Source organism: Brevundimonas sp. 'scallop' (genome assembly GCF_011045535.1).
Classification (GTDB): Bacteria; Pseudomonadota; Alphaproteobacteria; order Caulobacterales; family Caulobacteraceae; genus Brevundimonas; species Brevundimonas vesicularis.
Window position 1 is genome coordinate 2,318,414 of sequence record NZ_CP039382.1, and the last position, 21,812, is coordinate 2,340,225.

General features: G+C 66.4%; 25 protein-coding genes. 2 read left to right on the forward strand and 23 right to left on the reverse strand.

Features of this window, described 5'->3' with window-relative positions:
• Nucleotides 1-25 precede the first annotated feature (25 nt).
• A complete protein-coding gene (gene gyrA / locus E4341_RS11630; RefSeq protein ID WP_165117427.1) occupies nt 26-2,803 on the reverse strand; it encodes a DNA gyrase subunit A in 2,778 nt (925 codons plus the stop codon).
• 122 nt (nt 2,804-2,925) lie between these two features.
• Here gyrA and E4341_RS11635 point away from each other — a divergent pair, with 122 nt between their 5' ends.
• Nucleotides 2,926-3,501: a superoxide dismutase family protein gene (locus tag E4341_RS11635; protein WP_045810201.1), complete on the forward strand. Its 576-nt coding sequence runs from the start codon at nt 2,926-2,928 to the stop codon at nt 3,499-3,501.
• Nucleotides 3,502-3,540: 39 nt separating this feature from the next.
• Here E4341_RS11635 and E4341_RS11640 read toward each other — a convergent pair whose 3' ends face one another.
• From E4341_RS11640 to E4341_RS11730, 19 genes are all read right to left on the reverse strand, one after another.
• Entirely contained in the window at nt 3,541-4,074 is a 534-nt protein-coding gene (locus E4341_RS11640; RefSeq protein ID WP_165117429.1) for a DUF1003 domain-containing protein, read from the reverse strand.
• Between the two features lie 29 nt (nt 4,075-4,103).
• The gene (locus E4341_RS11645; RefSeq protein ID WP_066626153.1) at nt 4,104-5,042 is read right to left on the reverse strand and encodes a DMT family transporter; all 939 of its coding nucleotides are present in this window, start codon (nt 5,040-5,042) and stop codon (nt 4,104-4,106) included.
• A 118-nt stretch (nt 5,043-5,160) separates the two neighbouring features.
• Nucleotides 5,161-5,658: a single-stranded DNA-binding protein gene (gene ssb / locus E4341_RS11650; protein WP_066626160.1), complete on the reverse strand. Its 498-nt coding sequence runs from the start codon at nt 5,656-5,658 to the stop codon at nt 5,161-5,163.
• Nucleotides 5,659-5,826: 168 nt separating this feature from the next.
• Nucleotides 5,827-6,249: a hypothetical protein gene (locus E4341_RS11655; protein ID WP_165117431.1), complete on the reverse strand. Its 423-nt coding sequence runs from the start codon at nt 6,247-6,249 to the stop codon at nt 5,827-5,829.
• Entirely contained in the window at nt 6,249-6,920 is a 672-nt protein-coding gene (locus tag E4341_RS11660; protein ID WP_165117433.1) for a hypothetical protein, read from the reverse strand. The genes E4341_RS11655 and E4341_RS11660 overlap by 1 nt, the downstream gene beginning before the upstream one ends.
• An 81-nt stretch (nt 6,921-7,001) precedes the next feature.
• Nucleotides 7,002-9,710 (reverse strand): glycoside hydrolase family 43 protein, encoded by a 2,709-nt coding sequence (locus E4341_RS11665; protein ID WP_165117435.1) that lies wholly within the window; start codon nt 9,708-9,710, stop codon nt 7,002-7,004.
• A gap of 60 nt (nt 9,711-9,770) precedes the next feature.
• Nucleotides 9,771-10,595, reverse strand: a complete 825-nt coding sequence (locus E4341_RS11670; protein ID WP_066626172.1) for a flagellin — start codon at nt 10,593-10,595, stop codon at nt 9,771-9,773.
• A gap of 135 nt (nt 10,596-10,730) precedes the next feature.
• The gene (locus tag E4341_RS11675) at nt 10,731-11,012 is read right to left on the reverse strand and encodes a hypothetical protein (RefSeq protein ID WP_205751285.1); all 282 of its coding nucleotides are present in this window, start codon (nt 11,010-11,012) and stop codon (nt 10,731-10,733) included.
• A gap of 84 nt (nt 11,013-11,096) precedes the next feature.
• The gene (locus E4341_RS11680; RefSeq protein WP_165117437.1) at nt 11,097-11,834 is read right to left on the reverse strand and encodes a flagellin; all 738 of its coding nucleotides are present in this window, start codon (nt 11,832-11,834) and stop codon (nt 11,097-11,099) included.
• 111 nt (nt 11,835-11,945) lie between these two features.
• A complete protein-coding gene (locus E4341_RS11685; protein ID WP_165117439.1) occupies nt 11,946-12,764 on the reverse strand; it encodes a flagellin in 819 nt (272 codons plus the stop codon).
• A gap of 112 nt (nt 12,765-12,876) precedes the next feature.
• The gene (locus E4341_RS11690; RefSeq protein WP_112862421.1) at nt 12,877-13,620 is read right to left on the reverse strand and encodes a flagellin; all 744 of its coding nucleotides are present in this window, start codon (nt 13,618-13,620) and stop codon (nt 12,877-12,879) included.
• A gap of 272 nt (nt 13,621-13,892) precedes the next feature.
• A complete protein-coding gene (locus tag E4341_RS11695; protein WP_017504133.1) occupies nt 13,893-14,708 on the reverse strand; it encodes a flagellin in 816 nt (271 codons plus the stop codon).
• Between the two features lie 218 nt (nt 14,709-14,926).
• Nucleotides 14,927-15,118, reverse strand: a complete 192-nt coding sequence (locus E4341_RS11700) for a hypothetical protein (RefSeq protein WP_165117441.1) — start codon at nt 15,116-15,118, stop codon at nt 14,927-14,929.
• Nucleotides 15,069-15,548 carry a hypothetical protein gene (locus E4341_RS11705; RefSeq protein ID WP_165117443.1) on the reverse strand — a complete coding sequence of 160 codons (480 nt, stop codon included), beginning with the start codon at nt 15,546-15,548 and terminating at the stop codon, nt 15,069-15,071. Before E4341_RS11705 ends, E4341_RS11700 begins: the two co-directional genes overlap by 50 nt.
• Entirely contained in the window at nt 15,545-15,928 is a 384-nt protein-coding gene (locus E4341_RS11710; RefSeq protein ID WP_165117445.1) for a M15 family metallopeptidase, read from the reverse strand. Before E4341_RS11710 ends, E4341_RS11705 begins: the two co-directional genes overlap by 4 nt.
• A complete protein-coding gene (locus E4341_RS11715) occupies nt 15,925-16,194 on the reverse strand; it encodes a hypothetical protein (protein ID WP_165117447.1) in 270 nt (89 codons plus the stop codon). The genes E4341_RS11710 and E4341_RS11715 overlap by 4 nt, the downstream gene beginning before the upstream one ends.
• On the reverse strand, nt 16,191-16,346 hold the full coding sequence (locus E4341_RS11720) for a hypothetical protein (protein WP_165117449.1): 156 nt from the start codon (nt 16,344-16,346) through the stop codon (nt 16,191-16,193). The genes E4341_RS11715 and E4341_RS11720 overlap by 4 nt, the downstream gene beginning before the upstream one ends.
• Nucleotides 16,343-17,779 (reverse strand): DUF2793 domain-containing protein, encoded by a 1,437-nt coding sequence (locus E4341_RS15725; protein ID WP_165117451.1) that lies wholly within the window; start codon nt 17,777-17,779, stop codon nt 16,343-16,345. Before E4341_RS15725 ends, E4341_RS11720 begins: the two co-directional genes overlap by 4 nt.
• 143 nt (nt 17,780-17,922) lie before the next feature.
• Nucleotides 17,923-18,384 (reverse strand): DUF4112 domain-containing protein, encoded by a 462-nt coding sequence (locus tag E4341_RS11730; RefSeq protein WP_165117453.1) that lies wholly within the window; start codon nt 18,382-18,384, stop codon nt 17,923-17,925.
• Nucleotides 18,385-18,452: 68 nt separating this feature from the next.
• Between E4341_RS11730 and E4341_RS11735 the strand changes: the two genes are divergently transcribed.
• Nucleotides 18,453-19,409 carry an endonuclease/exonuclease/phosphatase family protein gene (locus tag E4341_RS11735; RefSeq protein WP_165117455.1) on the forward strand — a complete coding sequence of 319 codons (957 nt, stop codon included), beginning with the start codon at nt 18,453-18,455 and terminating at the stop codon, nt 19,407-19,409.
• Here E4341_RS11735 and E4341_RS11740 read toward each other — a convergent pair.
• Genes E4341_RS11740 through E4341_RS11750 form a run of 3 tightly spaced genes read right to left on the reverse strand, consistent with a single transcriptional unit; the run spans nt 19,384 to nt 21,799 of the window.
• The gene (locus E4341_RS11740) at nt 19,384-20,598 is read right to left on the reverse strand and encodes a CCA tRNA nucleotidyltransferase (protein ID WP_165117457.1); all 1,215 of its coding nucleotides are present in this window, start codon (nt 20,596-20,598) and stop codon (nt 19,384-19,386) included. The genes E4341_RS11735 and E4341_RS11740 overlap by 26 nt on opposite strands.
• A complete protein-coding gene (locus E4341_RS11745) occupies nt 20,595-21,257 on the reverse strand; it encodes a CoA pyrophosphatase (RefSeq protein WP_165117459.1) in 663 nt (220 codons plus the stop codon). Before E4341_RS11745 ends, E4341_RS11740 begins: the two co-directional genes overlap by 4 nt.
• On the reverse strand, nt 21,254-21,799 hold the full coding sequence (locus E4341_RS11750) for a DUF1285 domain-containing protein (RefSeq protein WP_165117461.1): 546 nt from the start codon (nt 21,797-21,799) through the stop codon (nt 21,254-21,256). Before E4341_RS11750 ends, E4341_RS11745 begins: the two co-directional genes overlap by 4 nt.
• Nucleotides 21,800-21,812: the final 13 nt, after the last annotated feature.

Here is a 21,812-nt window from a genome sequence, read left to right on the forward strand (position 1 = left end):
CCATTGCCCGCTGGGCGAAGGCGGATCAGGCGTCGCCGCCGTCTTCTCCGCCGACATCGGCGTCATCCGCGCCGCCACTTTCCGGCAGACGTTCAACCGAGACAACCTTTTCATCCTTGCCGGTGCGGAAGATGGTGACGCCCTGGCTGGAGCGGCCGACGATGCGGACCTGATCCATCCGCGTACGGATCATTTGCCCACCCGAGGTGACCAGCAGCAGGTCGTCGGTTTCCTCGACCGGGAAGGCCGCCGCCAGGCGCGTGCCGGCGCGACCGCCCAGGCCGTGGGCCGTCAGCCCCTGACCGCCGCGACCGGTGCGGCGATACTCGTAGGCCGAGGATCGCTTGCCGAAGCCGGTCTCGGTGACCGTCAGGATGAACTGTTCGGCGGCGCCCAGTTCGGCGATCCGCTCCACGGTCAGAGCCGCATCCGCGACCTCGTCTTCAGCCTCGACTGGAGCTGCGGCATCCTCATCCGCATCCGCGCCGGCCAGGGCCTTACGCATGGCGTTGGCGTGTTTGACGTAGGCGGCGCGTTCTTCCGGTGTCGCATCCACACGGCCCAGGATGGCCATGGAGATGACCTCGTCGCCGTCCTGCAGCCGCACGCCCCGGACGCCGGTCGAATCCCGTCCCTTGAACACGCGCACGTCGTCGGCCTTGAACCGGATCGCGCGGCCCAGTGCCGTCGTCAGCAGCACATCGTCGTCGGCCGTGCACAGGCCGACGCCGACCATGCGGTCAGAGCCTTCCAGCTTCATGGCGATCTTGCCGGCGCGGTTCACGGTGGCGAAGTCCGACAGCTTGTTGCGCCGCACGTCGCCGCTCGAGGTGGCGAACATGATGTCGTAGTCGCCCCAGGTCGTCTCGTCCTCGGGCAGAGGCAGGACGTTCATGATGCTGTCGCCCGGCTCGATGGGCAGCAGATTGACGAAGGCCTTGCCCCGCGATTGCGGATTGCCCAGCGGCAGACGCCAGGTCTTCAGCTTGTAGGCCTTGCCGTTGGTGGCGAAGAACAGGACCGGGGTGTGGGTCGAGGCGCTGAACACGCCGGTAATGGCGTCCTCGTCCTTCATCGACATGCCGCTGCGACCCTTGCCGCCGCGATGCTGGGTCCGATAGGCGTTCAGGGCCACGCGCTTGACGTAGCCGCCATGGGTGACGGTGACGACCATGTCCTCGCGCGGGATCAGGTCCTCATCCTCCATCTCGCCGTCGCCTTCCCCGATCAGGGTGCGGCGCGGAACGGCGAACCGATCCTTCACGTCGATCAGGTCGTCGCGGATGATGGCCAGGACGTTCTTGCGGTCCGACAGGATGGTCAGGTGGCCCTGGATGGTGTCGGCCAGGCCGTGCGCCTCGCCGAAGATGTCGTCGCGGCCCAGGCCGGTCAGACGCGACAAGGTCAGGGCCAGGATGGCGCGGGCCTGTTCGTCGGTCAGTTTCAGGCTGTCGCCATTGATCACGACGCTGCGCGGATCGGCGATCAGCTCGACCAGGGCCATCATGTCGCCGACAGGCCAGGCCTTGGCCTGCAGCCGCTCGCGCGCCTCGGTCGGATCGGCCGACGAGCGGATGATGTGGATCACCTCGTCGATATTGGCGACGGCGACGGCCAGACCGACCAGGACGTGGCCGCGATCACGGGCCTTGTTCAGCTCGAACTTGACGCGGCGAACCACGACCTCCTCGCGGAAGTCGAGGAAGATCTGCAGCAGTTGGCGCAGGCCCATCTGCTCGGGCCGGCCATGGTTCAGCGCCAGCATGTTGACGCCGAACGAGCTCTGCATCGCGGTATAGCGCCACAGCTGGTTCAGGATCACGTCGCCGGACGCGTCGCGCTTCAGCTCGATGACGATCCGCATGCCTTGGCGGTCGGATTCGTCGCGAACGTCGGAAATGCCTTCCAGCCGCTTCTCGCGCACCATTTCGGCGATGCGTTCGATCAGGGTCTGTTTGTTGACCTGATAGGGCAGTTCGGTGACGACGATGGCCTCGCGGTCCTTGCGGATCTCCTCCACCGAGGCGCGGCCGCGCACGACGACCGAGCCGCGACCGTCGCGCAGGGCGTTGCGCGGGGCTGTGCGGCCCATGATCTCGCCGCCGGTCGGGAAGTCCGGACCGGGCACGATATCCAGCAGGGCGTCGTCGTAGACGTTGGGATCATCCAGCAGGGCCAGGGCCGCATCCACGACCTCGCCCAGATTGTGCGGCGGGATGTTGGTCGCCATGCCGACGGCGATGCCGCCCGCCCCGTTGACCAGCAGATTGGGAATCCGGCTCGGCAGAACGACCGGCTCCAGCTCCTTCTCGTCGTAGTTCGGCTGGAAATCGACCGTGTCCTTGTCGATGTCGGCCATCAGGGCGACGGCGGCCGGGGCCATCCGGGCTTCGGTGTAACGCATCGAGGCGGGCATATCGCCGTCGACCGAACCGAAGTTGCCCTGGCCGTCGACCAGCATCAGCCCCATCGAGAACGGCTGCGCCATCCGCACCAGGGCCATATAGACCGAGGCGTCGCCATGGGGGTGGAACCGGCCCAGCACGTCACCGACCACACGAGCACATTTCGAATAGCTGCGCTCGGGCGTCATGTTCAGGTCGTGCATCGAATACAGGATGCGACGGTGAACCGGCTTCAGCCCGTCCCGGGCGTCAGGCAGGGCGCGCGAGACGATAACGCTCATGGCGTAATCGAGGTACGAACGCTTCAGTTCGTCCTCGATCGTGATCGTGGAAATGTCGGAGCCGCCGCCTCCCGGAACGATCGGAGATGCGGCGTTTTCGTAGCTGTCGTCGGTCAATGAAGCGTGGCTTTATGCGGCCGGAATCGGAACGTGATCCGCTGTGACGATTTCTAGCATTCCAGGGCCTCGGTGGCAAAGCGACGTCGCCGTGAAAGCCCGTCTCTGAAAGGACTTTCGACATGCGCGCCACCCGCCTCGCCGCCGCCCTTCTCCTCGCCTCCCCCTTGGCCCTGACAACCGCCTGCGCCGCGACCGGAAACGCGCCCCAGGCGGCCGTCGAACGCGCGCCCGTCGGCGCGACGGGACAGGCCGTTCTGATCAACGCCTCGGGCGCCAATATCGGCCGCGTCGACCTGCGTCAGGGGCCGACCGGCCTGCTGATGAAGATCGAGGCATCGGGCCTGACGCCCGGCTGGCACGGCATCCACATCCATGCGACCGGCGAATGCGCCGCGCCCTTCACCTCGTCCGGAGCCCACATCAACCACGGCGAGCCCAAGGCCCCGCACGGCCTGTTGAACGCCGCCGGGCCGGACGACGGCGACCTGCCCAACGTCTGGGCTGGTGCGGACGGCAAGGTGAACGCTGAGCTGTTTACGACCCGCGCCCGGATCTCGTCCGAAGGCCCCGGCCAATGGCTGTGGGACGCCGACGGCTCGGCCATCATCATCCACGCCAACCCCGACGACCATTCGACCCAGCCCATCGGCGGCGCCGGCGACCGGGTGGCCTGCGCGGCGCTCAGCGCAAGCTAAGTCTTTCTACGATACGGAACATGGCCCGCTGGACAGCGTTCAGCGGGTCTCTTTTTGTGCGAGCAGACGGCGGATCAGCTCGGTCTGCTCCTCCTGCCGGGCGGTCAGGTGTTCGACCTTTTCCAGCAGGGCCATGATCTCGATCTCGGCCTTCAGATTGACCTGATAGTCATTGCCCGCGTCCAGCCGATCCTTTGACGCCTGGCGGTTCTGGCTCATCATGATGACCGGCGCCTGGATCGCCGCCAGCATCGACAAGACCAGGTTCAGGAAGATGAAGGGATAGGGGTCGAAAGCTTCCTTGCGCAGCAGCAGGTTCAGCCCGGTCCAGATCGCCAGGAAGACGCCGAACGCGATGATGAACGGCCACGAACCGCCGAACGCCGCAACCCGATCGGCCAGCCGCTCTCCAAAGGTTTGGCGGTCGTCGAAGGTCTCGTTGATGTCTTCGGACACAGGGCGACGATCGGCGGTGCTCTGAACGACGACGGCTTCGTTCGCCGGAAGATCGTGCTTCGCCTTGCCCAGCCAGCGGCGGGAAACGTGGTCGGCGTCGAGGGGGGCGTGGTGCATGACGGGCTCCTGATACGATCAGGAACAGATCAAGCCTTGGCGGCCCCCGCACGCAAGCCCCGTTCGGCCAGGGCCACCAGGGCCACCCCGCCCATGGTGATGGCCGATCCCGTCAGAATCTGCGGCGTCAGGATGTCGCCCATGAAGCTCCAGCCGATGAACATCGACACCACGGGCGTGACCAGCAGATAGGGCGTCACCCGTCCCGCCTCGCGCCGCTGGACCAACCAAAACAGCAGGGTCGTCGCCAGCACGGACGACACGACGCCCGCCCACAGCAATGAGGCCCAGACCATGGGCGTGGCGCGCTTCACCGCCTCCCACTGGCCATGCTCGAACACCGCCGAGCCGAAGGCCATGACGGGAAAGGCGCCCAGCGCCAGCAGACCCTGCATCTTCAGCGGCGGGATGGAGGTGGTGCGACGCGCGACCACCGTGGTCACGCCCCAGGCGGCGCCGGCCGCGATGGCGACCAGAATGGCTTTCCAGTCCTGCAGCGCATGGGCGTCCAACGTCATCCACGCCACGCCGACGAAGGCCACGCCCATACCGACCAAGGCCGCCTTGGACAGCCGCTCGCCCAGGATCAGGAAGGCGAACAGGGTGGTGAAGGGAATCCACAATTGGTTGGCCACCGTCACCGGGCTGACGTCCGTCGCCAGCCAGTAGGCGGTGTAGGCCAGGCCATACTGGATCGGCCCGCCGATGATCACGATCAGCATCAGGCTCTTCCAGTCCGGAAACGGCGGCCGCACGAAGGCGATCAGACAGGCGGTGGCGATGCCGAACCGGATGGCGCCGACCAGCAGCGGCGACAACTCCTGCGTCGCCAGCTTGGCCCCGGCGTTGTTGACGCCCCACACCACGATGATCGCCACGATGGCGGCGATCTCCAGCCCTGTCAGGGCGTGAGGCCTCTTGGGCAGGGGCGCGGGCGCAGCCGCAACTTTGGAACGGACGTCGGTCATGACCGCCCTATGGCACGGTGCGACTGCCGCGTCGGCTCACTTTGGATGACCTCAGGTTTCCGCTCAGAAATCCGGCTTGGCGACCGCTGGCAACGATCGCCAAGTCAGGCACTCAGTCTCAGAACGGGATGTCGTCGTTCAGGTCGTAGCTTTCCTTGGGGCCGCTTGGCTTGTTGGCGCCGCCGGTGGAGAAGCCCGAGGAATAGTCGTCATCGCCGCGACCACCGCCGCTGCCGTAACCGCCGCCCGACGAGCCGCCTTCCGAACGGCCGCCCAGCATGGTCAGTTCACCTTTGAAGCGGCTGACGACGATCTCGGTCGAATACTTTTCAACGCCCTGCTGGTCGGTCCATTTGCGGGTCTGGAGCGCGCCCTCGATGTAGACCGTCGAGCCCTTCTTCACATAGTTCTCGACCACCTTGACGATGTTGTCGTTGAAGATGACGACCCGGTGCCACTCGGTCTTTTCCTTGCGCTCGCCCGAAGACTTGTCGCGCCAGGTTTCCGAGGTGGCGATGGACAGGTTGGCGATGCGGTCGCCGTTGGGCATGGAGCGGATTTCGGGGTCGCGCCCCAGATTGCCGACCAGAATGACCTTGTTGACGCTGCCCGCCATAGAAACTTCCTTCTTTTGTGAGGCAGCGACGACTTCGCCCGCCCCGTCAATTCAGTCCGATGTCTGACCGGCGCGACGGCTCATCGCCAGCCCTTTCGACAGCAAACCCGCTAAATCAGTGGATAAGCATTAACCGAATGTTCCACTTTCGTTCTGGCTGCGCAAGCCCTACTTGGCGGCAGGGTCGGCTGCGATGGCGATGGGACGGCCCGTCTCGTCGCGCTGGATGGCGCCGGGGATGGCCAGACGACCGTCGCCTGTGCGGGCCATGGCGAAGAAGCGGCTGCCGGTCAGGCTCTTGCCGATCTTGACCCCTTCGCGGTCGACGAAAATGAAGCGGCCCTGATAGGCGCCGGCGATTTCCTGGTTCGAACCGCCCATGCGCAGGAAGCGAAGGCGCATCTCCTCCAGCCGTGCGGCGCATTGTTCGAGCTGGGGCTGGTCGTCGGCGATTTTCTGCAAACGAGGCGGCGCATTGTCCGGCGTCGCCACGAAGTAGCAGGCGCCCTCGGCGAACTCATACTTGGGTTCGTTGGAGCAGGCGCCCAGCAGAGCGATCCCGGCGACGGCGGCGAGGGCGACGAAACGCATCAGTTCATTCCCGTGAATTGGCAGTTGCGATCCTGCTCGGCCAGGGTCCTGAAACGGTTGTTGTCATTCGACTGTTCCACCCGGCGCGGCACCAGACGCAGGGTCGTATCGCCCCAGCGGCCGTATTGGGCGTCGCCCGGCCCGACGCAGGTTCCGGCGTAAAGCGCCTGAACGCAGGCGTTCAGGCTCATGCTTGGCGACAGGGTCCGCCAGTCGGAGCCGGTGTGGCGCAGGCAGGGGCTGCCGCTGGCCACGGGTGTAGGGCGCGGCGCAGGCGTCTGTTCGACGGAGGCCGGCGGCGGGGTCGGGGCCATCTCGACCGCGGGCAGTTCGGGCGGCGGTGCGAAGGCGGCGGTCGGCGCGGCGGCCAAGGCGCCCGTAGCGTCCAGCCCCACGTCCAGAGCGTCCGTCGCCAGGCCATTGCGCTGGGCGCAGACCGCCAGGGTCGCCATACCAACGAACTGGCCATCGACGAAGCAGCGCAGTTCCCGCGTCGGTTCCAGCGTGGGCGCCTCGGCCAGGTTGACCACCAGCCCGCCCTTGGACGCCGGCGGCGCTTCGGTCGTCTTGTCGCCGCCGCCCGTAAAGATCAGGGCGAGCACGACGGCGATGACGATCGCCACGCCGGCGCCGACCAAGAGGATGACGCGGTTGTCTTTCGGAAGGGCCATGAACGGGCTTTCGCGGATGAGGAGGTCAATAACTCCGACCCGGCCTCGGGCGTCAACCGCCTTGACCGGTCACGACCGCGATCAAGCCGTCAGGCGGCTCAGCGCAGCCTGATAGTTGGCCAGTTGCGTCTGCTGATAGGCGGTCGAGGAGCCATTGCCGGTCTGGGTGTTGGTTATGCCGCCGGTCGAGGGCGCCAGGGCGCGGTAGGAGGACCGGACCGCCGTCATCGCCTGAGCCAGCGATTCGATGGCCGCCTTTATCGAGGCGGGATCGTTCAGGTTCAGCTTGTTCGACAGATTCAGCCCATAGGTCTTGATCGCGTCCTTGTCCGGCTTCACCGGACCGACGAAACCGGGCGTCAGGCCCAGCGCGCCCAGAGCGTCCTTGCCGATCGCGCCAGCAGAGATAACGGCGCCGTCCTTGTTGGCCGCCGTCTTGATTTCCAGGCGCTGGACGATGGGTTTGGCCTTCAGATCGGTGATGACCTTGGCTTCCAACTGGCGGCCAGAGGCGGCGTTGATCTTCTTGGCCAGGCTTTCCAGCGTGTCCTTGGCGTCGATGGTCACGGTAACGGCGCGGCTGCCGGCTGCGGGGCTGATCGAAAACTGATCGCCGACGCGGGCCGAGGTGGCGACGGTCAGCAGCTTGGAATCCGCCTGCATGATCTGGCCTTGAGGCAGGCCGAGGCGGTCGAGCACGCTGGCCCCGCCCGCTGCGATGCTCAGGCTGGTTGGCTTGGCCTGATCACCGTCCGCGCGCCAGGTTCGGTTCGATTGAACCTGCCCCGTGGCCAGATCGATCTGCGCGAGATAGCCGGATGTGGGGTCGTCCTTGCCGGCGCCTTCCGCCCGGTTCGTGCCGGTGATCCAGACCTTGCCGTCCTTGATGGCGACGTCGGCGGCGGTGTCCGCGCCCGCCCCGCCGAAATAGGTCAGTTGGTCACTGGCCGAGGCCTGAAGGTCTGTCGACAAGGTGGCGATGAAGACATCGCTGCCGCCGGCATGCGCGTTGGTCACCGTGGCGATATCGAGGGCGGTGTTTTCGGTATGGCCGGTCACGACCACCTTGCCGTTCTCGACCGATATGCCGGCGATCGCGCCGCTGGCGTAGCCAAGGTCACGCGTCGAAGCCAGGCTCGGCACGCCGTCGGCGTCCAGGGTGAAGCGGCGCACGACCGCCTTCCCGTTCTCGACGCCGGCCGTATAGAGGTCGTTTCCTGACACCGTCATGGCCTGAACGGAATCGTCCCCGCTGGTGCCGAACTGCACGGTCGCGACGTTCACGCCCACGTCCGGGCCGTTGATCTTGATCGGCTTTTCCTGGAAGGCCTGAAGATAGGAATCCCAGCCGCCCAGGGCCGCATTGCCCGGCATGGCCGATTTCGACCGGCCGGCGACATAGACCATGCCGTCGGCGCCGAAGCGAACCTCGGTCGCCTCATCGGCCGCCTTGGCGCCGCGCCGCTGGGTCCACAACTCCTGGCCCGAACTGTCGAACACCGAGACGAAACTGTCGGCCACGGCCGCGTTGTCGCCGCTCTTGCCGGGTTCCAGCGCCCCGGTCACCGATCCGGCCAAGGCGACCCGGCCGTCATCGTCGATGGCGATGGAGAAGCCGTTGGCGCTGGAGGCGGCGCCGAGCAGCTTGGTCTGCATCAGATTGCCGGCGGAATCATATTTCATCAGGGCGACATCGCGCGCACCCTTGATAGGTTGGCTGGCGTCGCCCGCCGTCAGTTCGGCGACGACCCAGACGGAGCCGTCCGGCGCCACGGCGCTGGCCTTAACCGCAGCGACCCCGTCGGGAAGGTCAGCGTGCCCCACCCTCCCCTCGACCCAGAACGGATCGTCCACGCCCTGCTGGGCGGCCGGCGCCGCGCCGCCGTCGGCCTGGAACTTCAGTAGTTGGCCCGCCGTACCGGTCTTTCCGACCCCTTGCGTCACATAGACGGCGTCGGAGGTGTCGACGGCCTGGAAGCTGATGGCTTCGCCGGTCCCGCCATTGACCTTCAACGCCCACTGATCCGGTCCGGCCGGCAGGGTGATGGTCTTGGTTCCGCTTTTGACGGTCTTCGGCTCGGCGGGGATCAACTGAGCGCTGATGCGCGTCGCGACGCCCGCGTCCTCCAGCATGCCGTTCATATAGGCGGTGACATTGGCCAACGACCGATCGGTCGCACCCATCTCAGACAAGTCCATGGCAATCGCCTGCTCCCCCGCCGCCGTCTTGACGGTAACGGAGAACTTCACGTCGCCCTCGAACGCCTTGACCGAGGCGGTGGGGTCGCCATCGTGGATGGGGGCGGTGACGAAACTGGTCGGCGCCCGTTCCAGCGCAAAGGTGCTCTTGATCGAAGTCTGGGCCACGCCCTGCACCAGCCGCATGTCTTCGAAACTGGCGGTGCTCAAATAGGTCGACAGTTCGGCCAGGCCCTCGCCGAACCGTTTGGAGACCAAGGCCGCTTCCGACGCGCTCAGCCCCTTGACTCCAGCACGGTCGGCCAGGGCGCCCAGCGTGTTCAGGCCCTGATACAGGGCGAACATCTTGCGGTAATCGGTGGAAGCGCCGGCCAAATCCAGGCTGACATTGCCCTCGTCGATCAGGCGACGGCCGCCCAGGGCCGCACGGACCAGGTCGCTGGCCTTCGCCGGTGTCGCCGTGGACGACCAGGGGGCCGTCGGTTGGGTCTTCTTGGTTTTGACGGCCGGGCTGGCGGTCGTGGTCGCGCCAGACGACGACGTCCCCGTCGTCGTTCCGAAAAGACCAAGCAGATAGCTGTTGTTGATCATTCAGACGGCTCCGACCCTATCGTGCGGCGGGCGTCGATAAGGAACCGTTAAGCTGTCGGATCAGCCCTTGAATAGCGACAGGATGACCTGCGGCGCCTGGTTGGCGATCGACAAGGCCTGAACGCCGAGTTGCTGCTGAACCTGCAGGGCTTGAAGGCGTGCGCTTTCCTTGGCCAGATCCGCATCCACCAGATTGCCGATGCCGGCTTCCAGCGCATCCGACAGCTTGCCGACATAGGTGGTGTGGCGCTCGATTTGCTTGGATTGCGCCCCCAGTTCGGCCAGACGCGCGCTGCTGGTGGTGATGGCGGCGTTGACGGCGGCCAGGGCCGTATTGGCGTTGGCCTGGCTGGTCAGGGTCGTGCCGGTCAGCGACAAGCCGGCGACGGTCAGGTTTTGGCGGTCCAGCGCGATGGTCTCGGCGCCATCGGCGCTGGCCAGGAAGTTCAGCGTCGTCGTCGCCGAACCGTCTAGGATGTTGGCGCCGTCGAAGATGGCGTTGTTGGCAAACGAGTCGATCGAACTCAACAGCGCCTGAAACTCATCATTGTAGGACGTGCGTGTAGCGGTGCTGGCGCTCGGGTCCGCTGCCGCGGTCGCCTTCTGCTTCAGCTCCAGAAGGATGTCCGAGATTTGCTCGCCGGCCGCCAGCGACACGTCGGCGATGGACGTCGCGCGGTTCAGGCTGGTGGTGACGGCTTCGAGCGATCCCCGGTCGGCGCGCTGCCCCTGAGCCACCGCCCAGACCGCGGCGTTGTCGCGCGCACCTTGAACCTTCAGCCCCGTGTTCACCCGGCTCTGCGTCGCCGCCAACTGGTCGTTGGTGCGGTTCAGATTCTGCAGGGCGATCATCGCCGAGGTGTTGGTGTGGATGCTGGTGGTCATGGCTTCAAGCCCCCGGACGTTCTGTGGGCTACAGGATTAACCATGAGTCGTAATCACATGGTTAACGCGCCGGAAACCATGATTGCGCCGCCCGGCAAGCCGGCGGCGTCAAGGAGTTTGAGCCCTCGCCTGTCGTCAGACGGCGGTATCGACCAGACGACCGCCACGATAGGTCGGGTCGCTGTTCAGCTTTTCGACATCCTCGCGCGGCAACTGACGGATCACCTCCCCCGTCACCCGGTCCAGGACCTTGTAGACGAAGCGGTTGTCGCCCACGGCCTCGATGGTGAGGCGAAAGCGGCTGGCGTCGTGGTTATCGTTTTTCGCTACCGGCGCCGGCGCTGCGGGCTGAGCGTCGACCGGAGCGAAGGCAGGAATTTGAGGTACGCTTACTGATCTCGCGACATTGTCTGTCATGGCTCCACGCGCAGGTCGTCCCACGCCCTCTAGAATAACGAACGATCAGCCGGAGCGGTCATTAAACCGCTCCGGCCGCGCGTCTTAGCGGAACAGGCCCAGCAGGATCGAGCTGCCCTGGTTGGCGATCGACAACGCCTGCACGCCCAGCTGTTGCTTGGTTTGCAGGGCGGTCAGCTTGGCGCTTTCCTTGGCCAGATCGGCGTCCACCAGATTGCCCACGCCGGCTTCAAGAGCGTCCTGAAGCTTGTTGACGAAGGTGATCTGACGGCCCAGCGACTTGGACTGGGTGCCCAGGGTCGCCAGAGCGGCAGTCGTGGCGGTGATGGCCGCATCGACATTCGCGACGGTCGCATTGGTATTGATGACGCTGCCGGTGTTCACTGCGGTGATGGCCGCATTGGATCCCAGCGTTGTCAGGCTGTTGACGCCGTCGAACGATGCGCCGGAGATCGCCGAGGCGATTTCCGTGCCTAGAGCGTTGTATTCAGCCAGGTAGGACGTCTGAGCCGCGCCGGTGGAACCGGCGATGCTGACGGCCAGGCCCTTCATTTCTTCCAGCGCGCTCGTGATCGTGTCGCCGGCGGCCAGGGCCACGTCGGTGATCGATTGAGTGCGCTGCAAGCCGGCGCGAACCGCGTCTTGCGAAGCGGCCGCGGCGCGCTGGGACGTAGCGATGGCGAAGATCGCCCCGCTGTCCTTGGCCGACGACACCTTCATGCCGGTGTTGATGCGGTTTTGGGTCCGCTCCAACTCGCCGTTGGTCTTGTTCAGGCTCTGCAGAGCGACTGCGGCGCCGTAGTTCGTATTGATGCTGGGCATTTCTAGCCCTCCTTTTCACTTCGTGAGAGCCCCGGCGTTTTGCCGGGGTGAGCGTTTTGCTCGGGGTTCAAGGCCACGACCCCGCCGCCGCAACGGCGAGGTCTCCGGGCCTTAGCGGAAGAGGCTCAGCAGGATCGAGCTGCCTTGGTTGGCGATCGACAGCGCCTGCACGCCCAGCTGTTGCTTGGTTTGCAGAGCGGTCAGTCGGGCGCTTTCCTTGGCCAGGTCGGCGTCCACCAGATTGCCAACGCCGGCTTCAAGAGAGTCCTGAAGCTTGTTGACGAAGCTGACGGTGCGGCCCAGCGACTTGGACTGGGTGCCCAAGGTCGACAGCGCCGAGGTGACGGCCGTCATGACAAGATCGACGTTCGCCGAGGTGAAGTCGGCGACCGTCGGCGACGCAGCCGTGAACTTGGCCAGGTCGGTGTTGGCGCTCAGGTCGGTGGCGATGCCGATGGTCTTGGTGTCGGTCGCGCCGGTGCCGATACGGACGTTGACCGCCGTACCGCCCGTGGACGCCGTCTTCAGCAGGTTGACCCCGTCGAAGCTGGCGCCGTCCAGCGCGCTCTTGATTTCCTGACCCAGGGCCGCGAACTCGTTTTCATAGGACGTCTTTGCCGCGCCGGTGGAACCGGCGATGCTGACGGCCAGGCCCTTCATCTCTTCCAGAGCGGACGTGATCGTATCGCCGGCGGCCAGGGCCACGTCGACGATGGATTGACCGCGCTGGATCGAGCCGCGAACCGAGTCCTGAGCGCTGGCGTTCGCCCGCTGGGACGTGGCGATGGCGAAGATCGCCCCGCTGTCCTTCGCCGACGACACCTTCATCCCGGTGTTGATGCGATTTTGGGTCCGCTCCAACTCGCTGTTGGTCTTGTTCAGGCTCTGCAGCGCGACTGCAGCCCCGTAGTTTGTGTTTACACTCGCCATTTTGGCGTTCCTTTTCACTTCGTGACAGCCGACGCCGTTTTGGCGACGGGAGCGTTTTGCTCAGGGTTTCAAGACCATGACCCCGCCGCCGAGGCGACGAGGTCTCCGGGCCTTAGCGGAAGAGGCTCAGCAGGATCGAGCTGCCCTGGTTGGCGATCGACAGCGCCTGCACGCCCAGCTGTTGCTTGGTCTGCAGGGCGGTCAGCTTGGCGCTTTCCTTGGCCAGATCGGCGTCCACCAGATTGCCCACGCCGGCTTCAAGAGCGTCCTGAAGCTTGTTGACGAAGGTGATCTGACGGCCCAGCGACTTGGACTGGGTGCCCAGGGTCGACAGGGCGCCGGTCACGGTGGCGATAGCGGTGTCGACCTTGGCGGTGGTGGCGTCGGCTCGCGCCTTGCCGCCGCCGCTGACATCCGTAACGCCGGCCACGCCCAGAGGCGTGGTCAGGCTGTTGACGCCGTCGAAGGACGCGCCGGCGATCGCTGACGTGATTTCCAGGCCCAGCGCATTGTATTCGGCCAAGTAGGAGGTTTCAGCCGCCGAACCCGCCGTCGTTCCGGCGATGCTGACAGCCAGGCCCTTCATTTCTTCCAGAGCGCTCGTGATCGTGTCGCCGGCGGCCAGGGCCACGTCGGTGATTGACTGGGTGCGCTGCAAGCCGGCGCGGACGGCGTCTTGCGAAGAGGCGTTCGCCCGTTGGGCCGTGGCGATGGAGAAGATCGCGCCGCTGTCCTTGGCCGACGACACCTTCATGCCGGTGTTGATGCGGTTCTGGGTCCGCTCCAACTCGCTGTTGGTCTTGTTCAGGCTCTGCAGAGCGACTGCGGCGCCGTAGTTCGTGTTGATGCTGGGCATTTCTGGCCCTCCTTTTCACTTCGTGAGTTCCGGCGCCCTTTTGGCGACGGGAGCTTTTTGCTCGGTTGGTGTGAAGCAATTGCCGGGCCAAAACGGCCAAGCGGATAACGTGATAAGTTATTGATGTATATGATTTACTATTGATTTACCCTCTTCAGGACTCGGCAAAGGCTGCCCACCCGCTGGCGTGGCTAGGCATATTTTGCCGGGCGGCGTGAAAACGAGATCGAACGCGTGATCGGCGGATCACCCGGGCCTGCGCTCGCGGTCGCTTAGTTCCGGAACAGGCTCAGCAGCGTCTGGCTGCTCTGGTTGGCGATCGACAGCGCCTGCACGCCCAGCTGTTGCTTGGTTTGCAGGGCGGTCAGCTTGGCGCTTTCCTTGGCCAGGTCGGCATCCACCAGATTGCCGATGCCCGCTTCGGTCGCATCCTGAAGCTTGTTCAGGAAGGTCACCTGGCGGCTGACCGACTTGGATTGCGTGCCGAGGGTCGACAAAGCGTCCGTCACCTTGGCGATGGCGGCGTCGACGGCACCAGTCGTCGCCGCGCCGGCGGCGATGGACTGGTTGGTGATGGTGGTGATGGCGGTGTCGCCAGCCATGCCGCCCGCGACCGTGAAGCCGACAGACGTGGTGCCGCCGCTGACATCCTTGATCACATTGGTCGCAGCAGCGTTGGTCCAGAGGTTCACGCCGTCGAACGATGCGCCGGCCAGGGCGGAGGTGATTTCGGCGCCCAAGGCGCGGAATTCGGTCAGGTAGGAGGTCTGGGTCGCGCCGGTCGAACCGGCGATGCTGACGGCCAGACCCTTCATTTCTTCCAAAGCCGCCGTCACTGTATCGCCGGCCGCGAGGGACACATCGACGATCGATTGGCCACGTTGCAGCGAGGCGCGCACGGAATCCATAGCGCCCATGTTGGCGCGTTGTCCGGTGGCGATGGCGTAGATGGCGCCGCTATCCTTGGCGCTGCCAACTTTTAGGCCCGTCGAGACACGGTTTTGCGTGCGCTCCAACATAGCGTTGGTCGCATTGAGGTTTTGCAGCGCGACAGCGGCGCCGTAGTTCGTATTGATGCTCGTAGCCATTTTGGCTGTCCTGTTCACTTCGTGTGATGTCCGACGCCATTTTAGCGTCAGGAGCGTTTTGCTCGGTCTTCAGGAGAGCAAGGGCGGGGCCAGTCCAAAATGCGACGCCAGCCAGACGCCCACATTGATTTCATTTAACTTATCTCGGCGGTTTGCGAAACGACCCGGCAAGCCTGCACACGAGGCGGCAGAAGTTGCCGAGTCGTTTTTGCAGGGCGTCAGTCGCGGCGTCGCACCTGCGCGTCCTGCATCGCGCGTTCAGCCAACAGGGTCTCGACCGCCAGCCGCCGCGCCCCGTCGCAGGCCACGATCTGGGCGCCGCGCAGCAGATAGGCTGCGTCCAGATCGCCGGCCGTCGGTTCAGCCGGCAGGGTGGCCAGCGCGCACGGACGTGTCGCCGCCTCCGGCAAGACCAGTCGCGCCGGCGCAACCGTCGAGATCGGGGGCGACGCGGCACAGTTCGCCGTCATGGTCGCGCAGGCGATCAGCGCGGCGGTTCTCCAAGGGATGGTCGGCATCGTCGGCGCTCCTGCTCTGGGCGACGGCGGCCGTGGTCGCCCGGTCCGCCGCCCCGGTCATGTGGTGATAGTGATCGACGCGCTGGGCCTGAGCCGCAGCGCCTTCGATTTCGATGCGTCGGGCGTCAGCCTGCGCCGCCGCCACGGCAGTCGCATCCCGCGCCTGATTGCGCGCGGCCTCCAGACGCTTGTGCTGCAGGTTCAGCGGGTCCCAGCGGAAGCTGAGCCCGCCCAGCAGGACGAACCCCAGCGCCAACGCTGTTGCACCCACCACCAGCCAGCCGAGCGGCGTCAGCGCCCGCAGTATCGATCCCGCGCTCATGGAAAGGCCTTTCGATCCAGCTCGAAATGCGGACCGTCCCGCAACGTCTTCCAGTCGCCGCCCCAGATCAGCGGCGTCTTGAGATCCCGCGCCGCCGCCTTGAACGCCTGAGCGATCCGGCCATACAGCGGCCAGTCCCAGCGCACCTGCCCTTCGACCAGGGCGGCGACATCGACGGCATGGCCCGTCAGATGGCGCGAGCGCGCGGTGCGGCTGGCGCCCGCCTTGACCAGGGCGGCCTGACGTTCGGCCGTGCGCAGCCCCTCGGTGATCATGAAATCCACGGGCGTGCGGGTGATGGCCGCCTCGACCACCGCAATCAGGGCCGGATGCACGCCGACGAGCCGTGCCCGCGACCGGCTGGACAGACGAAAGCTCATGGTCGACCTCCGCTGATCCGCAGCCTTGCGGTGGCGATCAGGGTGATCAAATGCTGAGCGGTCGGCGCCACCAGATAGAGCACCAAGATCAAGGCCAGCAGGCCCATCAGCCCGTCCGTGATCCTGGGCAGCATCTCAGCCGGCGTCCGCCCGACCGTGCGCATCAACAGCACCCAAAGCCCCGCGCTGACGGCGAATGCGTAGAGGCGACGAAACAGCCACCGCCCCTCCGCCAACGGGACCGCCCCCTGTTTGTGTCGGGTCATCGTTCGTCCTCCTCGTCATAGGTTTCGACGGCGCAGCGGCCGTCCCATCCGGACTGGGCGCGCCATTCCCCGTCGCTGAGGCTGTCGGGTGCTTCCCACGCCTCGGCCTCCAGCACTTCGACCGGCTCAGCCGGATGTCCGCGCCGGGTCATCCGACGACCGTGATAAGAACCGCGCCCGAACCGCCCGAACCGCCTTGGCCGCCGAAGGTCAGGCCCGCGCCGCCTCCCCCGCCCCCGGCCCCGAACAGCGCGCCTGAGCCGCCAGTACCGCCCGCTCCGCTCGTTGATGCATCGCCGCCGCCGCCGCCCCCGCCGACAACAGACAAGAGCGGCTTGGGCGAAGCCTGTCCCGCAGCTCCCGCGACACCGCCGGCCGCGCGAAGGCCCGACCAGCCGCCCACGCCGCCCACACCTCCGGCATGGGCGACATCCGCCGCGCTCAGACCACCCCCTGCTCCGCCGGCACCCGGCCCGTCCGCGCAGACGGTTTCTGCGCCCGTCGCCGCCGTTGCGGTTGTCGAAGAGCTGCCGCCGGGATTGGCGCCCCGATGGCCAATACCGCCTGCTCCACCGAGGCCCAAGTTGCCTGCGGTCCCGCCCGTCGCGCGCAACAGCACCGTGTCACCCGTCGCGACCTCACTATCTCCGCCCCAAACGCCGCTGATCCCGCCGGCGCCGACCGTGATCGTCAGGACGCCGTCCAGATCATCGACTGCCCAACGCCCGAGGCTCAGCCCGCCGGCGCCGCCTCCGCCGCCGCCGAGACGCGACGCACCAGCCGGGCCCGCAAGCCCTGCACCCCCACCGCCACCACCGCCCACGCAGGTCGCCTCGACCCAGCGCGCCCAGGCCGGCAGGGCATAGTCGTCATCGCTGGTGAACAGCGTCGTCTCGCGCCGGACCGCGCCTTGATCGAAGCCGATACGCCCCGTCGCGCGATCCACGCGCCACACCGACCGCCATATCCCGGCGTCGTCGCAGGCCTTGAGGCTCAGGTCGTCGTCGCCGATCAGACCCAGCTCTGCGCGGGCGGCATATCCGCTCTGGAACAGCAGCGACAGGACATCGCCCGCCGTCGTCTTGTTCAGCGTCAGGCGCAAATCGCCGTCGCCGCCTTCCGCCTCGCCGCGCGCCGTGAACAAGGCGGCGTTGATCTTGGCCGCCAGGGGATTGGCGTCGTCGGCGGTCGTCCCGAGACCCAGCCGCGTTAGCCCCTGCACCTCGCCCAGTCGCTCTCCCAGCGCGATCCAGCCCTCATCGGCTCGCACCACCATGACGCCTTCGTCCAGAACGCCGACGATCATGCCGTCCGGCGTCGTCACGACGGTCCAGCCGCCGCGCTCGAACCGCATCAGGGCGCCGGCCGCCCGCCCGGCCCAGGCTGCGCCTTCCGCCTCTTCGGGGAGAATATAAAGATCGCCATCCGACGCATCGGCCGGCTGGATGACCGTCGTGCGACTGACCACCGCCGTCTGCAACAGGGCGTCCAGCCGGGTCAGGGCCGAATTCAGGGTCACATGCTTCTGCATCTGCCCCGCCGCCAGATAGGGCAGGTTCAGACGCGCGCTGAAATCGTCGCTCATTCTTCTCTCCGTTGTCGTGGAGATCAGTCTGGGCGCAGCCCTTCCTCAGGCCGGAAGACAGGCGGTCATTTGGATCAGGTCCTTGATTTCAGGCAGATTCGTTGCGGAGAAAACGATGGCTAGGCCGCCTCAGCCAGCGCATCTCAATCGTGCAGATAGATGATCCGCTTCAGCGTCTTGTCGTTATGCACGCGGGCCTCGTGCATCTCGTGGTCGCCCGTGGCGCGCGCATTGGCCTCGGTGTCCTCGACCCAGTGGGTGCTTTCGATATGTTTTTGCAGCGCCCGCGCCGCCATCAGCTGTCCGGGAAAGAAGGTGTCGACGATGTCGCCCGCGATGGGCACCGTCCCAGTGGCGGTGTCGATGGCCATATAGGCCCCCATGCGCGCCAGGGTCGCCGGCGTCGCCTTGGCCCGCACGGCCTGAAGCATCAGCCAACCGCCCGTCCCGACCGTGTATGCCGTGCCGACAACCGGCACCCAGGTCAGCATGGCGTCCAGCCCCATGCCGAAAGGGCCGATGCCGATGACCCGGTCCGACAGTTTCTTGACGCCCTCGACATTGGACCAGATGTTCTCGATATCCCGGATCGACCGTCTGGCCATGTCGCCCTCCAAAGCGTCGCCTTAACGCTGGGCGAGGCTTCCTGTTCAATCCGAGAGATACGTCTTCGATGACCCTGATCAAGCTGGCGGCGAATGTGACGGCGAGCGCCCTGCTGCTGGGCTTTGCGGCTTTCGGCGTGGCGGCGCTTAGCGGCATCGGCCATCGCTGGGTGGATATCCTGGCGCAGTTCACATCGCCGGTATTGCTGGCGGCCGTCGGCGTGACCGTGGCGTGTCTGCTCTTTCGCCTATGGCCGGCTTCGATCGTCGGTGGACTGGCGTGCGTAATGCTGACCCTGTCGGTCTGGCCGCAATGGACGCCGACGAAGGGCGCGCCGGTTCCCGACCAGCCGATCGTGCGGGTCTATTCGGCCAATCTGTATGTGTTCAACACCGATGTCGCAGCCATGCGCCGGTCCATCGCGGCCGCCGACGCCGACATCCTGGTGCTGGTCGAGTTGGGGCAGGCCCCGGCGTCGCGGCTGGACCAACTGCTGCCGGACTATCCGCACCGTGTTCTGATCGGCCAGGCGCGCGCCGGCGACCACGCACGCTCGATCATCGCCTCGCGCTATCCGATCCTGCAACGCCTGCCCGAACGTCCCGACGGCCTCAGCGCCGTGGGGGCGACGGTTCAGACCCCCATCGGCCCGATCAACGTCTTCGGCGTCCACCTGACCCGACCCTGGCCCTATCAATATCAGTGGGGTCAGATCAGCCAGGTCATGGCCCTGGCCGAGCGGATGAAGGCCGCGCCAGACCATCCCGTCATCGCCGCCGGGGATTTCAACAGCGTCTCCAGCGCTCGCATCGGCAAACAAATCCAGTCCGACCTGGGCCTGATCCCCGCGCCCGGCTGGCCCGGCACATGGCCCAGCCAGATTCCCGCCTTCGCCGGCATCACCATCGACCAGGTCTATCGTTCGCCAGATCTGGCCCTGATCACGCGCCGCCTGGGCCAGCCAACGGGATCCGACCACCGCCCCGTCATCACCGAGTTCACCCGCGCTCAGCCGCCGCGATAAGAATCTTCAGCCGCGCCTCATGCCCCTCGGCAGGGAAATCGTCATCGACCCAACCGTCCTCGAACGCCTTCAACACCCGCCCTGTCTTCGGCCCCGGCTTCAGGCCCAGACGATCCAGATCGCGCCCCCCGATCGGCATCTTGGGCGGCGTCCAATCGGCGGCCAGCGCCTGCAATCGCGCGCCGACGCCCGCACCGGCCGCCTGGGCGCGCATCAGCCGATCCTCGAACGCCCTGCGTCCCAAACGATAGATCGCCGCTCGCGCCTCGGCGTCGCTCATCGTCGGCGAAACCGCAGGCCCGTCCGCGACCGCCGCCGCCAACCGATCTCGCACCGCGTTCGACAATCTCAGACCACCCGCGATCTCCGTCACACCTGCCGCATCTGCGGGCACCAAGGCCGACAGCCGCATCACAGGATCGTCGGTCAGGTCACACATCGCATCGAACAGCGCTAGCGGCTGCGCCTGCAGCAGCACTTGAGCCAGCACGCCGGTCTCGGCCATCGCCCGCACCGCCGCACGCGGGTCAGGCGCCGCCAGCAGTTTCAACATCTCCTTGGACACCCGCTCGGCCGACAGCTGCGCCATCCCGGCCTTCAGCGCCGCGCACGCCGCCAGTCCGATCGCGTCCGGCTCACCCCGCCCGTACCAGGCGTAGAACCGGAAGAAGCGCAGGATGCGTAAGTAGTCCTCGCGGATGCGCGTCTCCGCCTCTCCGACGAAAACGATGCGTCCCGCCGCCGCATCCTCCAGCCCGCCGCCCGTCGGATCGAACACCGTCCCTGCCGCATCGGCGTAAAGGGCGTTCAGTCGGAAATCCCGCCGCGCCGCGTCCTCGGCCCAGTCCTCAGTGAAGGCGACCACCGCACGGCGTCCGTCCGTCTCCACATCGCGACGCAGGGTCGTGATCTCATAGGGACGCCGCTCCGACACGCCCGTCACCGTGCCGTGCTCGACGCCCGTCGGCACGGCTTTCAGCCCCGCCGCCTTCAGCGCCGCCAACGTTTGTTCGGGCCGCAAGCGCGTGGCGATGTCGATGTCGTCGACCGGCTGGCCCAACAGACTGTTTCTCACGCAGCCGCCCACGAACCGCGCGCAGCCCGGACCGCCCGCCGTTTCCAGCGCCCGCATCACCGCCCGCGTCGCTTGGCTTTCCAGCCAGGGCTGTCCCTTCACAGAGACGCTCATGCCGCATCCTCGTCGGCCGCCGCTTCTGGCGCAGCCTCGTCGCCGTAAAGCCGTACGTGCAACGCCTTCAGGATCCCCGCCGTCACGCCCCAGATGTAGCGCTCGCCCCAGGGCATGGCCCAGAACCAGCGCCGCAAGCCTTCATCCAGATCGTAAAAGTCGCGACGATGGTTGGCGGCGTCCATCAGAAAGTCCCACGGCGTCTCGAACACCTCGGCGACCTCGTCCGGCGACGGCGTCGTGACCGGCGCCTCGCGCAGCCAGCCGATCACCGGCGTGACCAGAAATCCGGTCCCCGTCTCATAGGCGTCCGACAGGCCCAGCACCTCGACCGCCGCCGGGTCCAGCGCCACCTCCTCGTCAGCCTCACGCAGCGCCGCCTGAACTGCGGTCTCGCCGGCGTCGAGCCGGCCGCCCGGGAAGGCGATCTGCCCCGTGTGGCGCGCCAGGGTGTCCGCGCGCCGCGTCAGCAGCACGGTCGCCCCCTCGGGCCGCGCCACGATGGGGATCAGCACCGCCGCCGGCCGAAGCTCCTTGGCTGTCCGTGTCGCCTGCGGGTTCAGGTCGAAGTCCGACCGCGCCGCGACCAGTTCTGGCCGCCACGTCTCGACCGGCGCCAGCCGATCGACCAGCCGCGCCCTCAGGGTCTCCAGGCTCACGTCACCGCGCCCAGCGAGAAGACCTGGCCGCTCGACCGAACGACCAGTCGTCCGTCGATCTCTTGGGCCATTTCGACCATCTCATAGAAGACCGACCGTGCGATCCGCGCCCACAGATCACCGCGCACATGGATGCGCGGCGCCGGCTCACCCGTCGCGGGATCGGTTTCGACGACGATGGGATCGGCTTCGCTCGCCCTCACCTCATCACCGACATCGGTGGTGAAAACGAGGGCGTCGCCCTCCCGACGCATCGCGACAGCCCGGAACGGCAAATCCTCGACGCTGATCTTCAGCTTTTCGAGCGGCGTGACGAGGTGATAGCCGTCCGGGTCCTTCCTCAGCACCGTCGAGAATAGCCGCACCAACTCCTTACGGCCAATAGGCGAGCCTTCATGCATCCAGACGCCGTTCGTCCGGATGACGATATCGATGTCGCCGCAATGCTCGGGATGCCACAGGTGGACCGGCGGCAACCCCTTGCCGGGCGCCTGTTGGGCCGCCTCGGCGACGGCGTTCAGTCCTGACCTGGGATTATCCATTCCCCTGACTTAG